Here is a 13,298-nt window from a genome sequence, read left to right on the forward strand (position 1 = left end):
GGAAAAAATGGCAGATATTTCATTGAAATTATCAGCAAAGGATATTTATGAAAAAGATTTTGAAAAAACTATGACACGTGGTTATAGAAGGGAAGAAGTCGATGCCTTCTTAGACGACATCATAGCGGATTATCAAAAAATGTCAGACTTAGATAGTGAAGTTGTTAAGCTTTCCGAAGAAAACAATAAACTAAAAAAAGAACTTGAAGAACTTAGATTACGTGTAGCAACGTCAAGACCACAAGAAAATAAGAATTTCTCTTCCAATAGTAATGCTGCAACTAAGAGTAATAACAACAATAATAATAATAATAATAATGTTGATATTCTAAAAAGAATTTCTAACTTAGAAAAAGCGGTATTTGGAAAATAACACGCTAATGAATGATTATAGTGTGTGCAAATCGTAGATATAGCTTCATCTACATAAAACCAAGTTTTGATTTCATTCAAAACTTGGTTTATTTTGTTTGTTTAGCCGTCTAAAGCATGGTATACTTTCAAAGATGGTGTTTTGGGTGATCGCTATAGCAATATAGAGGAAAGTCCATGCTCACACAATCTGAGATGATTGTAGTGTTCGTGCTTGATGAAAAAATAAGTCAAGGCATTAATTTGACGGCAATGAAATAACCTAAGTCTTATAGATACGGTTAAAATAGTTTGAAAGTGCCACAGTGACGTAGCTTTTATAGAAATATAAAAGGTGGAACGCGGTAAACCCCTCGAGTGAGCAATCCAAATTAGGTAGGAGCACTTATTTAACGGAATTCAACGTATAAATAGGACATGCTTTTAAAAGCATGTAGACAGATGGTTACCACCAGCGTACGAGTGTATCTAGTACACGATAGCAGTACAACGGTACAAAACATGGCTTACAGAAATATCATCACTAGATCCAAGCTCTCCCACATAGGAGAGCTTTTTTAATTTCTAAAGTTATAGAAGATATTCATTAAACTGAGTTGCATTAGAACTTAGTACAATGTCATATCTATTTAAAAATTTTTTTGATAAAATATAAGTAAATCTTTATTAAAGAAGGAGCAAACTAATGTATCAATTATTAGCCGTATGTCCTATGGGATTAGAAGCAGTTGTGGCAAAAGAAGTTCAAGAATTAGGTTATGAAACAACTGTCGAAAATGGCAGAATATTTTTTGAAGGTGACGAATCTGCAATTGTTAAGTGTAATTTATGGTTACGTACAGCCGACAGAATTAAAATTGTAGTAGGTCAATTTAAAGCCACTACATTTGATGAGTTATTTGAAAAAACAAAGGCTTTACCATGGGAGGCAATTGTTGAACAAGATGGTAACTTCCCAGTACAAGGTCGGAGTGTGAAATCGACGTTGTTTAGTGTTCCTGATTGCCAAGCAATTGTAAAAAAAGCAATTGTTGAACGTTTAAGACGCGCGTACCAAGAACGTGGTTGGTTAAATGAAACAGGTGCAAAATACCCAGTGGAAGTTTCAATATTAAAAGATAATGCACTTCTTACAATAGACACTTCTGGTTCAGGATTGAATAAACGTGGTTATCGTTTAGCTCAGGGTGAAGCACCAATTAAAGAAACACTTGCAGCAAGTTTAATTCGTTTAGCGAATTGGACAGGTGATACGCCGTTAATAGATCCATTCTGTGGTTCAGGCACAATAGCAATAGAGGCTTGCTTAATCGCGCAAAACATTGCCCCTGGATTTAATCGTGATTTTGTTTCTGAAAAATGGGACATGATGCCTGACAATTTATATGACGAAATGAGAGACGAGGCAGATCAACAAGCTAATTACGATAGAAAACTTGAAATCTATGCTTCGGATATCGATCCAGAAATGATAGATATTGCACGCAGAAACGCTGAAGAAGTTGGATTAGCTGATATTATTCAATTTAGCGTGAAAGATGTTAATACACTTACAATAGATACAGAGGAGCCACTCGCACTTATAGGTAACCCGCCATATGGTGAACGTATCGGTGACCGTGATGAAGTAGAAGTTATGTATCGCTATATTGGTGAACTAATGCAACAACATCCTCATCTATCTACTTATATTTTGACAAGTAGTACAGAATTTGAACATTTAGTTAACCAAAAGGCAACTAAGCGTAGGAAGTTATTTAATGGATATATTGAATGTACGTATTATCAGTATTGGGGTAAAAGAAAACCTCAAAATTAAAATTTAATAGATTGAAAAAGTAGAAAGAGGTGCATCTTTTGAACACTGAATTTAAAAAGGGTATCGTATTCGCTTTTGCTGCTTATATATTATGGGGCGTTCTACCCATATATTGGGATTTAATTAGAGATTTAGGCGCATTTGAAATTTTAGCATATAGAATTGTGCTTTCGATGATATTTATGCTATTTGTTGTAGTGTTCACTAAAAATACTGGACCCTTTAAACGAGATGTTCATCAACTCTTTACAAATCCAATTCAACTCATTGCTATTATTGCAGCAGGTTATGTAATTACAATTAACTGGGGCACATTCATATGGGCTGTAGCAAATGGTCATGTACTGCAAACGAGTTTAGGATATTATATTAATCCACTCGTAAGTATAATACTTGCGCTTATTTTCTTGAAAGAACGTTTTAATAAATTAGAGTGGATCGCAATTGCATTAGCAGTTATAGGTGTGCTCTACATGACATTGAAAATGGGTGTATTCCCAGGTATTTCCTTATTATTAGCAAGTTCGTTTGGCTTGTACGGATTAATTAAAAAACTAGTGCCGATAGATGCCATTAGCAGTATCACTATAGAATGTATTGCTACTGCTCCAGCAGGCTTTATATATCTGTGGTATATATGGCAACAAGGGAGTTCTTCTCTAGGAGTCAATAGTTCATCATTTTGGCTATTATTCTCAGGGGCGATTACAGCGATACCGCTAATACTGTTTTCAGCAGGCGCACGTAGAATTCCATTGTCTTTAACTGGCTTCATACAATACATTGCTCCAACGTTGATGTTTATATTAGGGATATTCTTATTTAAAGAACCATTTAATATTGACCAGTTAGTAACGTTCATTTTTATATGGATTGGTATTATTGTCTATAGCATTTCACAGTACTTTAAAATTAAGAAAGATAAAACCCCTGTAATTCGTTAGTAATTTAAGTTTATCATTACAATTAGATCTCTAGATGTTGAAAACTGTATTAAGTTGATACTTAAGAACTGTTTAACATATCTAGGGATTTTTCAATTCAATACATTATAGTAATCAATTAAGCAATCAGATTGTAATCAAGTATGTTTTAAGTTTAATATGGGGGTAAAGAGGTTAACTATAGTACTGTGAGTATAAACAGATTATATGTAACAAACGTACTTCAGATTTAGGAGATAAAAAGAGACTTAAAACATTTTTGATTATATAGTAAAATTATTGTAACGATAAAATGATATTGGAGTGATTGGATGACAAGAGTATTAATTCTAGGGGCAAATGGTGCAGTTTCTAAAGCAGCTATTAATTCTTTTTTAGAAAACACATCCTATACCTTAAGATTATTTTTAAGAGATGCGAATAGATTACCTGACTTTGCATCAGATAGAATTCGTGTGCGTGAAGGTGACGCTACTAACTTTGATGATGTTAATAGTGCAATGGACGATGTAGATATCGTTATAGCTAGTCTATCAGGTGATCTTGATAAAGAAGCATCGACTATTGTAAAAGCAATGCAAACAAATGATGTGAAACGTTTAATCTTCGTAACTTCTTTAGGTATATATAATGAAGTACCAGGAGAATTTGGGGAATGGGTCCAACAACAAATAGGTGATAGACTACCTGTATATAAAGAAGCAGCTGACATTATTGAAAATTCAGGGCTAGATTATACTATTTTTAGACCAGCGTGGTTAACTCATACGAACGAGATTGATTATGAAATCACTCAAAAAAATGAATCCTTCAAAGGTACAGAAGTATCTAGAAAAAGTGTAGCAGCTGTCGCTGTTAAAATCGCTAAAGATCCAAGCCTTTATTTAAAAGAAAACATTGGTATCAATAAGCCTAATACTGATTACAGTAAACCTAAAGGGAGTTAATAATAAGTAAGTGTATATAAAGGCTGTAAGTAAACCAATAGACAGACTAACAATACTGAAGCGGATATATAAGATAGCTCATCATAAACTATCTTATGCTGTTGTCATTCCAAATGTGTTTGGAGTGACTTTTTTATTACAGCCGTTTATATGATAACGACATATTTTAATAATCAGCCTAGTGATTAGAATACACTACGTACGCAACGTAACATTAAGACAAATTATCATTAATACGTAATTAAAAGAAAGTTAATTTCACTTACTACCTTTAGACAAACAATAATTTGTTATACAATAAGATTAATTACATACAAGTAATCAAAGGGGATACATATCATGTCTAATACTGAGCAACTCGATATTTTATATAAACTAAAAAAAGAAGTTGAAAAATCAAATAATGGACGTCTTGTCCACATCATCAATCAAGTTATTAAAAAGGTGTACTTAGAACAATACACTGCCACTTTTGTAGGCCACTTCTCAGCAGGAAAATCTACTTTAATTAACTTACTCTTAGAAGAAAGTATTTTGCCAAGTTCACCTGTACCAACAACAAGCAATACGGCTATTGTTTCTGTGTCAGACGAACCAGGAATTATTGCAAACTTGAGCAATCAACAATATACATTATTAAATAATTACGATGAAGTTAAACAAATGAATCGTGAAAACATAGATGTAGAATCTGTAGAAATAAAATTTCCATCAGACAAATTCAAAAAAGGTTTCACGTTACAAGATACACCTGGTGTAGATTCTAATGTTGCAACACATCAATCAAGCACCGAGGAATTTATGTATACGAGTAATGTACTTTTTTATACAGTAGATTATAACCACGTTCAATCAGCTTTAAATTTTCAATTTATGAAACAGTTAAATGCAGCAAATGTGCCTGTGGTATTTGTAATTAATCAAATAGATAAACATAGCGAAGAAGAAATTACTTTTGAGACATTTAAAGATCGCGTAGAGAAATCAATCGCTGAGTGGGAAATCGAATTAGATCAAATTTTTTATGTGTCAAAATATGAGCATGAATATAATGAAATTAACGCGCTTTCTAATTATTTGATTGAAAAAGACACCCATAGAGAATCTATCGAGGATTATGTGGAACGAATTGTTAAATTTATTACTGATGAACAATTATCTTATGTTCAATATGAAATTCAAGATATTTTAGAACAACTTGATATTTTCGAAGCGGATTTTGATCAAGCTTATCTCAATTTCCAACAAAATCAAGAGGTCAGTGAAGAAGCCAAGTTATTAAATAACCCTGATGAATTATATGATTTTTTAAAGCAAAAACGTAAAGATATTTTAGATAATGCATATATCATGACGCATGACACGAGAGAAAAAATCAAAATTTATTTAGAAAGTCGTACGAAAGACTTTAAAGTCGGTGGTTTATTTAATAAAAAACAAAAAACATTAGAAGAACAGCAAAAGAGATTAACAGCAGTTGTTGAACAACTCCAAGACAAAGTGAATCAAGAAGTCAGACAACCACTAAGAGAAGATATGTCATTTTTAACACGATTTATAAATTCTTCAGAGGTCAATGATGACATTCTTAATCAGCATTATACAATACACCCAGAACTCATAACTGATTTATATCAAATGCAAATAACGATTAGTAATCAATACGTTTTAACATTTGCAGATGATTTGATGGCTTCACTCAAAAAATTCATTGCAAAAGAATCTGATCCATTATTTAAAAAAGCCATTAACCATTCACAAGCAAATGATATCGGCACAGAACAAGAAGACGATTATAATGATTATGTGAAATTTATGGAAATGCGCAATTTGAGAGAGTCACTCGAAACACAAAACTACATGCATTATTATATTCATATGGATGACTCTTTAGATAAATTAATAGATCGAACAGAAATCAATTACACAGCACAAGACAATACTGATACTGTAAAGATGAGTAAGAGAAATACAGTTGCAACACATTACGATAACCAAGATAATACCCAAAACATCAAAAATGCACTTGAATTAATTCAAGATATCCCATTATTCGAACAAACAAAACAAGACATTGATGATACGTTGACTCGATTAGAAAATAAAGTTGTAAAAATAGGGGTCTTTGGTACATTTAGCGCAGGCAAGAGTAGTTTAATTAATGCGCTATTAGGTGGTTCGCACTTAGTCAGTTCTCCTAATCCAACCACTGCAGCAATGACTGAATTAACTTATGGTCATGAAAGTCAGATAACCCTTAAATCATCTGAGCAACTTTTAGATGAGTTGAATCAAGTTTTCGAAATTGAAAATAAAACATTTGAAAGTATTGATACGTTTTTAAGTAAAAATACAGATAAAATCAAAGCAACTTTGGAAAAAAATCAATTGGCTTTTGTGAACGCAGTTGAAAAACATTACAGTATGTATAAACGCATGTTAGAAGAAGGACAAACACATACTATTCCGCAAGACGACATTAAAAAGTGGAGTGCAGAAGATGAGTATGCAACGTTTGTAAATACAGTGCATCTTAAACTACCAATAGAATGGTTAAAAGATAAAATCATCGTTGATTCTCTAGGTCTACATTCAAATAATCAACGTCATACGAACGAAACTGAGAAAATACTGACATCTTCAGATTTAATCTTATATGTTAGTTATTTTAATCATTCGTTTACAAATAATGACAAGCGCTTTATTGAACACATGAAAGAAATGAACCAGTTAAATGAAAATCAAGCCTTCAAAATGATTATAAATGCGACCGACTTAGCAGAAACTGACGAAGATTTAAATGCTGTGATAGAATATGTTGGTGATGCTTTAACTCAAGTCAACATGGATTCAGATATTTTTGCTGTTTCTAGTAGAGAGGCGCTTAAGTCTGGCGATAAAGGTATCGATAAATTACAGGAGAGTATTCAATATTTTACTCAAGTTGAATCTAAATATATACTCCAACAACAAATGTTAAAACAACTCACACATATTTCCGAAGCGTTTGAGCAACTGATTGAAGAAACAACGAACAACAAAGCTCAAATCGAACAACGTAAACAAAAATTAAAAAATTATGAACAATCAACAGTGTTGAGTTATAACATATTACAAACTGCAGAACAACGTGCTTCAAATGAAGTAGAAGACCAAATCTATCATTTAAACGAACGCTTGAAATTACAATTACAAGATGAAGTCAAATCTATTTATAATGGACAAATGACAAAAAACAGTAACTTCAACGAAGAAAAACGACTATCTACGAAAATTTATTTAGATCAAATTCATCAACGCTTGTACTTGGAGCAATCCTTACTTGTTGAACGCGTCAAAAAATACTTCCACGAACAATTGCATAATGAAATTGCGCCATTGAAACAAAAACTTGAACAATTGCATGTATTTATTGAACCAGAATTTGATAAAAACAATATTGAATTAGATGAACCTTATTTAAAAGTGGAGTTAAGTCATATGATTGATGCATTACCTAAGTCACTTTCTAAAAAGAATATACTGCAACCTAAGACACAGGGTGAATTACAAGAACAAATTACACAAGAAACAATCAAGTTGCTCGCTCCTTGTATTGCTGATCTTAGAAAAGCACTCAATGAAATTGTCTTAGTTATGGACGAAAATGCTGAAACAAAATTCAAGCAATTTGAAAGTGATATTCATCGTCAAATTAAAGAATTATTATCATTTGAAATCGATGATGCATTGATTCAACAATTGCAAGAAACGAATGCACAATTAAAAGTGTTATTGTAAATAAGAAAGAGGTACACAAAATGTCTAATAAAATATTACTAATAGATGGCATGGCTTTATTATTCCGCCATTTTTATGCTACAAGTCTTCACAAACAATTTATGCGCAATTCTTCAGGTACACCTACAAATGGGATACAAGGATTTGTGCGTCACGTGTTTAGCGCAATCAATGACATACAGCCAACACATGTAGCTGTATGTTGGGATATGGGTAAATCCACTTTCAGAAATGATATGTTTGATGGGTATAAACAAAATAGGCCGGCACCACCTGAAGAACTTATTCCTCAATTTGATTATGTGAAAGAGGTGTCCAATCAATTTGGTTTTGTAAATATTGGCGTTCAGAACTATGAAGCTGATGATGTTATTGGAACCTTAGCACATCAATATTCTGATGAAAATCAAATTTATGTAGTAACTGGTGATAAAGACATACTACAATGTATCAATCCCAATGTAGAAATTTGGTTAACTAAAAAGGGCTTCAGCATTTATAATCGCTACACGCTTGATAGATTCCAAAGTGAATATGGATTGAATCCGTTACAACTTATTGATGTAAAAGCTTTTATGGGAGATAGCGCAGATGGTTATCCTGGTGTAAAAGGTATAGGAGAAAAAACAGCAATTAAACTTATTCAAAATTATGGTTCTGTAGAATCTGTCGTTGACGCAATAGATGAATTAACACCTGGTCAACAGAATAAAATAAGTAATGATATGCAAAACTTAAAGGTTTCCAAGTCTTTAGCTAAAATTCACACTGAAGTACCTTTAGATACAACAACGTTATTACAAGATATGAAATTTGGTACAGATATCACTAAGATATTAAATATCTGTAACGAACATGAGTTATACGTATCAGGAAAATACTTGTCTACTCATTTCAGTTAAACATACAAATAAAAAGTGGCTGTTAGCAATCCTTCCGGAAAGTTAGCAGCCACTTTTTATATTATTTGCCTTTTTTATTTTTAGTGATTTTATATAGTGCATTTTTAGCATGATGATTTGCTTCTTTATTTTGATTTCTAGGAATCCATCTTACAAAAAGTAAATCAAACTGTTGTTCTAATTTTAACATTTCACTGTAATAAGGTTTGAATTTATTATTTTTTACGCGTCCCTTATTCAAACTATCTTCAATTAATTTTGAATCTGTATAAACTATCGCCGTCGTCACTTCGTGTTTCACAGCACTTTCTAAGGCAAACACTAACGCGGCCCATTCAGCACTATGGTTATCCATTATACCTAAACTAGCGTCATACTGAATCCGTTCATTGTCTGTTACCATGACAACGGCACAAGCACTTTCACCTGGATTACCGGCAGTAGCTGCATCAAAATATATTTTCGCCATAAATTCACCCACATTATTTAAGTTAATCTAATCTTATCAAAACTATTACATTTATACTATATAATCGCTAATCATATCAGTTGGAAATTCAATATATTTTTCGTATCATAGATATATATTGAATTTATACTTAATTAGTCGGAGTTGATCAAGAGAGGTCTGATACTTTGAAAAATATGTTTATTATACATGGTTATCAAGCACATACTGATAGCCATTGGTTTCAATGGTTAGCTGCTAAAATGAGAGCTTCTGATTATGATGTCGAAGTCATATATTTACCAGACTCAAATCATCCAGATATAGATCAGTGGTACAAAGCATTACACAATAGTATGGCATATAAATTAAATTCTGAAACGCTTATTGTCGCTCATAGTCTTGGGGTAGTATCCGTGCTTAATTATTTATCTCAACTTCCTCAATGCCCACATATTAAAGGATTATTTTTAGTTTCAGGCTTTAATGAAACATTAGTGAATTTACCAGAATTAGATTATTATATCAATCAAACTAACGTTCAGCTTGATGGCATCAATGCTCAACATATTATTACTATTGGTAGCGATTATGATCCTGTTGTTGATATACGTGCAACAGATCGTTTGTCTAAAGCTTTAGGAACTCAAACAATTCATATTCCACACCAAGGACACTTTCTAGCTAGCGATGGTTATGTAACATTTGAATATCTAAGAGAACAAATTACTACTGTTTTAAATCAAAAAAACTCTGAAATCGGTATATAACCAATTTCAGAGTTTTTTTAGTAACCTTCATCTAATTTCTGTATTTTACCTTTTCGATACATAGATTTTGCCCAGTAACCGAACGGCACGTTAAATATTGTAGAAATAATTTTCAACAAGTAAGTTGTTATAAAAATTTCAAATACTGCTTCATTTGGCATTGTTCCTAAAAACGCAATAGCTACGAATAATGCTGTATCTATAATATTACTAATTATCGTACTTCCATATGCCCTAATAATAAATGTTCTATCTGAACTGAACACCTTTTTAATCAATGAAAATAGCAGTACATCTAAATGCTGTCCAATGATATATGCAATAACAGAACCTAATGCAATTCTAGGCACAAGATTAAATATTGTATCTAATGCACCTTGCGTCGTGTCCACGGGAGATGGGGTGAAGTGTAACGATAATTGCATGACAATAATCATGACTAACGTTGAACTAAAACCCAACCAAACCGCACGCTTTGCAATTTTTCTACCATATATCTCATTCAAAATGTCAGTAGCTAAATATATCGATGCAAACATTACATTACCTAATGTTGCAGAAATAGTAAAAATATCTACTGTTTTTATTACTTGTATATTAGCGATAATTGTACCAATTGCAATCCAAGTAATTAATCCTTGTTTTCCAAAAAAGCGATACATTACGACTAATAATAAAAATGTGATTAAAAACGTTAACACACCAAAAACTTCGTTAAACAATTTAACTTCCTCCTAAATTTTGATGATGCGGGTGTTTAGAAACCGCATATTTAACAACTGCATTATCTTATCAGATAAATTAAAAATTGCAAGTATACTTTGAAAATTAATACACATTATTTCTACATTAATCTTAATTGCAAATTTAATATTAAACAATCGTAGTTACAAATGATATAATACCTTCAAGCGTCAAATCTTAATATAATTAAATACTTTTATTTACAGAAACACAGGAGAGTGAAGATTATTCTAACTTATTCTGAAAAAGAAGCAATTGATGCGATAGATCATTTAATGAACACCTACTGCAAAGAATGCTTGCTTAAAAATCATATCAGAAAGACTGAAGGAAAAACACAAGCACACCACTTTTGTATAAATGAGTGTTCAATTGGAAAACAAATTAAACAAATAGGAAATGAATTACAATAAGGAGGATTTATCATGGAAATTTTAAATGTAGAAGCAACCCCAAATCCAAATACAATGAAATTTGTATATAGCGTAGAAGGTGGAGATACAAAACCCAACACGTATACTAAAGTAAAAGAAGGACAACCTGAATTTATTAATGCCGTATTAGAAGTAGAGGGTGTTAAATCTATATTCCAAGCTATGGATTTTATTTCAGTTGATAAACAAGCTAATGTTGAGTGGGATGATGTATTACCGAATATATTAGCTACGTTAGAAAGAATATAAATATAACAAGGAGGTTCCTTGATGGAAATTGTTCGTGTTGAACCTACACCAAGTCCAAATACAATGAAAATTGTCTTGAGTGAGAAAAGAGAAGATAATAAATCAAATACGTATACTGCAGTTGCAGAGGGACAACCTCATTTTATTAATGATGTATTAGCAATAGAAGGCGTTAAGTCTATATTCTATGTCATGGACTTTTTAGCAGTGGACAAAAAGCCGAAATTTGATTGGGAAGATGTTTTACCTAACGTAACTGCAACGTTAAATGAAGACCAAGAAGAAATAAGTGAACCTTTACCTGATGAACACTATGGAGAGGTTAAGGCTGAAGTATTAAAATTTAAGGGGATTCCTTATCAAATTAAACTTACTACAAGCTCTGAAGAAAAACGCAAACAATTATCAGAAATTTATATAGATAGCATGCTAGCTGCACAAAAAGATAATGATAATATTGTCTTTCTTCGCAAATGGGATGATTTAGGTGTGCGCTACGGTGAATTAGACGATATTATGTCTGAAGTATTTGAAGAAATTACTGCGATTTATCCTGAAGAACGCTTAAAAACACTTGTCCAAGAAGCATTAGCTACAGATATTGTTGTACCAGAAAAACAATATCAACACGTTACGCTTGAAGCTTATCAAGCTGCGGATGACTGGAAAGAACGATTAAGAATGTTAAAATCCTTTCCAACACCAACTGTACAAGATTTCCCATTATTAGGTGAAGCAGTGAGCGATGAGCAAAAAATACCCTTGAGACGTGAAGCTATCGTGCTACTTGGAATGGTGGAAGATAAGGCTGTACTACCTTATCTGTTTAAAGGTTTAAATGATAAAAGTCCTGCAGTAAGACGTACAGCAGGAGATTGTTTAAGCGATTTAGGTTTCAAACAAGCGCTACCCGAAATGGAAAAAGCATTGAATGACCCACAAAAAATTGTAAGATGGAGAGCGGCAATGTTTATCTTTGACGAAGGTGGCCCTGAACAACTCGAATCATTAAGAGCACATGCAGACGACCCTGCATACGAAGTAAAACTACAAATAGAGATGGCAATTTCTAGAATAGAAAATGGTGACGAAGCTTTAGGATCCGTTTGGAAACAAATTGCTAACAGAAACAAGTAATTACTGATAAAAATGAATTAAAAGATAAATTTTAGGAGTGTTATCAATGAATGCATATGATGCTTATATGAATGAATTATCTACACAAATGCGTAGTGAATTAACAGAACATGATTTTGAAAGTTTAGAATCTGCTGAAGCAGTTTCTAATTATATGAATAATGTCGCAGCAGATGACACAACTTTTGTAGTTATTAACTCTACATGTGGTTGCGCAGCTGGATTAGCAAGACCTGCAGCAGTGACTGTAGTTGAACAAAATGATAAAAAACCTAGTAATAAAGTCACAGTTTTTGCTGGACAAGACAAGGAAGCTACTGAAGAAATGAGATCATTTATTCAGCAAGTACCGTCTAGTCCATCATTCGCTTTATTTGAAGGTCAAGAATTAAAACATTTTATTCCACGCGAACATATTGAAGGTAGAGATATTCAAGATATTTGTATGGATATCAAAGATGCTTTCGATGAATATTGCTAATTACTTAATTTAATATAATCTGTTATTTTATATTAAATGATAATAGTAATTGGACTTGGATAAATGTTTCTCTAAACCAACTTATCATATCTAACTTATTATTTAAGATATGGTAAGTTGGTTTTTTAAATTTAAAAATAATGCTACATTTTAAACGTTTTCAAAAAAATAATGTATACTTTATATAAAGTGAATTGTTTTTTACACAATTAATAGTAAACTCTTTTAATTGTCAGTAATTTCCAATAAGATAAATATAAATAATAGAAAG

13 protein-coding genes and 1 other RNA gene are annotated in these 13,298 nt (G+C 32.1%); 12 read left to right on the plus strand and 2 right to left on the minus strand.

Annotation, left to right across the window (positions count from 1 at the left end; genetic code table 11):
* Positions 1–7 precede the first annotated feature (7 nt).
* The 7 genes from ACP3TL_RS04485 to ACP3TL_RS04515 all read left to right on the plus strand — a co-directional run bounded on the left by ACP3TL_RS04485 (position 8) and on the right by ACP3TL_RS04515 (position 8,764).
* Entirely contained in the window at positions 8–373 is a 366-nt protein-coding gene (locus ACP3TL_RS04485; protein WP_046465351.1) for a DivIVA domain-containing protein, read from the plus strand.
* Between the two features lie 137 nt (positions 374–510).
* Positions 511–886: RNase P RNA component class B (rnpB, locus tag ACP3TL_RS04490), an RNA gene on the plus strand.
* A 171-nt stretch (positions 887–1,057) separates the two neighbouring features.
* Positions 1,058–2,191, plus strand: coding sequence for a THUMP domain-containing class I SAM-dependent RNA methyltransferase (locus tag ACP3TL_RS04495; protein ID WP_277579898.1), 1,134 nt, complete (start codon positions 1,058–1,060; stop codon positions 2,189–2,191).
* Between the two features lie 38 nt (positions 2,192–2,229).
* Complete coding sequence (rarD, locus tag ACP3TL_RS04500; RefSeq protein WP_046465349.1) at positions 2,230–3,135, plus strand: EamA family transporter RarD; 906 nt, start codon at positions 2,230–2,232, stop codon at positions 3,133–3,135.
* A gap of 311 nt (positions 3,136–3,446) precedes the next feature.
* Positions 3,447–4,082, plus strand: a complete 636-nt coding sequence (locus ACP3TL_RS04505; RefSeq protein ID WP_046465348.1) for an SDR family oxidoreductase — start codon at positions 3,447–3,449, stop codon at positions 4,080–4,082.
* Between the two features lie 339 nt (positions 4,083–4,421).
* Positions 4,422–7,862 (plus strand): dynamin family protein, encoded by a 3,441-nt coding sequence (locus tag ACP3TL_RS04510; protein ID WP_285325674.1) that lies wholly within the window; start codon positions 4,422–4,424, stop codon positions 7,860–7,862.
* Between the two features lie 20 nt (positions 7,863–7,882).
* Positions 7,883–8,764 carry a 5'-3' exonuclease gene (locus ACP3TL_RS04515; RefSeq protein WP_046465346.1) on the plus strand — a complete coding sequence of 294 codons (882 nt, stop codon included), beginning with the start codon at positions 7,883–7,885 and terminating at the stop codon, positions 8,762–8,764.
* Positions 8,765–8,825: 61 nt separating this feature from the next.
* Here the strand turns inward: ACP3TL_RS04515 and ACP3TL_RS04520 are convergent, their stop codons facing one another.
* Positions 8,826–9,233, minus strand: a complete 408-nt coding sequence (locus tag ACP3TL_RS04520; RefSeq protein ID WP_046465345.1) for a ribonuclease HI family protein — start codon at positions 9,231–9,233, stop codon at positions 8,826–8,828.
* A gap of 167 nt (positions 9,234–9,400) precedes the next feature.
* Between ACP3TL_RS04520 and ACP3TL_RS04525 the strand changes: the two genes are divergently transcribed.
* A complete protein-coding gene (locus ACP3TL_RS04525) occupies positions 9,401–9,982 on the plus strand; it encodes an RBBP9/YdeN family alpha/beta hydrolase (protein ID WP_046465344.1) in 582 nt (193 codons plus the stop codon).
* Positions 9,983–9,999: 17 nt separating this feature from the next.
* Here ACP3TL_RS04525 and ACP3TL_RS04530 read toward each other — a convergent pair whose 3' ends face one another.
* Entirely contained in the window at positions 10,000–10,704 is a 705-nt protein-coding gene (locus ACP3TL_RS04530) for a queuosine precursor transporter (RefSeq protein ID WP_046465343.1), read from the minus strand.
* A 240-nt stretch (positions 10,705–10,944) separates the two neighbouring features.
* Between ACP3TL_RS04530 and ACP3TL_RS04535 the strand changes: the two genes are divergently transcribed.
* From ACP3TL_RS04535 to brxA, 4 genes are read left to right on the plus strand one after another with little or no spacing between them, the layout of a single operon-like run.
* A complete protein-coding gene (locus ACP3TL_RS04535) occupies positions 10,945–11,139 on the plus strand; it encodes a zinc-finger domain-containing protein (RefSeq protein WP_046465342.1) in 195 nt (64 codons plus the stop codon).
* A gap of 12 nt (positions 11,140–11,151) precedes the next feature.
* Positions 11,152–11,409 carry a NifU N-terminal domain-containing protein gene (locus ACP3TL_RS04540; protein WP_002507599.1) on the plus strand — a complete coding sequence of 86 codons (258 nt, stop codon included), beginning with the start codon at positions 11,152–11,154 and terminating at the stop codon, positions 11,407–11,409.
* Between the two features lie 21 nt (positions 11,410–11,430).
* Positions 11,431–12,546, plus strand: coding sequence for a conserved virulence factor C family protein (locus tag ACP3TL_RS04545; RefSeq protein ID WP_046465341.1), 1,116 nt, complete (start codon positions 11,431–11,433; stop codon positions 12,544–12,546).
* Between the two features lie 46 nt (positions 12,547–12,592).
* A complete protein-coding gene (gene brxA / locus ACP3TL_RS04550; RefSeq protein ID WP_046465340.1) occupies positions 12,593–13,027 on the plus strand; it encodes a bacilliredoxin BrxA in 435 nt (144 codons plus the stop codon).
* Positions 13,028–13,298: the final 271 nt, after the last annotated feature.

Source organism: Staphylococcus caseorum, assembly GCF_049943195.1.
Classification (GTDB): domain Bacteria; phylum Bacillota; class Bacilli; order Staphylococcales; family Staphylococcaceae; genus Staphylococcus; species Staphylococcus equorum_A.

Bases quoted from the DNA above. Each gene is read 5' to 3' on its own strand.
- ACP3TL_RS04485 (WP_046465351.1), top strand. From the start codon at position 8: ATGGCAGATATTTCATTGAAATTATCAGCAAAGGATATTTATGAAAAA.
- ACP3TL_RS04495 (WP_277579898.1), top strand. From the start codon at position 1,058: ATGTATCAATTATTAGCCGTATGTCCTATGGGATTAGAAGCAGTTGTG.
- ACP3TL_RS04505 (WP_046465348.1), top strand. From the start codon at position 3,447: ATGACAAGAGTATTAATTCTAGGGGCAAATGGTGCAGTTTCTAAAGCA.
- ACP3TL_RS04510 (WP_285325674.1), top strand. From the start codon at position 4,422: ATGTCTAATACTGAGCAACTCGATATTTTATATAAACTAAAAAAAGAA.
- ACP3TL_RS04515 (WP_046465346.1), top strand. From the start codon at position 7,883: ATGTCTAATAAAATATTACTAATAGATGGCATGGCTTTATTATTCCGC.
- ACP3TL_RS04520 (WP_046465345.1), bottom strand. From the start codon at position 9,233: ATGGCGAAAATATATTTTGATGCAGCTACTGCCGGTAATCCAGGTGAA.
- ACP3TL_RS04540 (WP_002507599.1), top strand. From the start codon at position 11,152: ATGGAAATTTTAAATGTAGAAGCAACCCCAAATCCAAATACAATGAAA.
- ACP3TL_RS04545 (WP_046465341.1), top strand. From the start codon at position 11,431: ATGGAAATTGTTCGTGTTGAACCTACACCAAGTCCAAATACAATGAAA.
- brxA (WP_046465340.1), top strand. From the start codon at position 12,593: ATGAATGCATATGATGCTTATATGAATGAATTATCTACACAAATGCGT.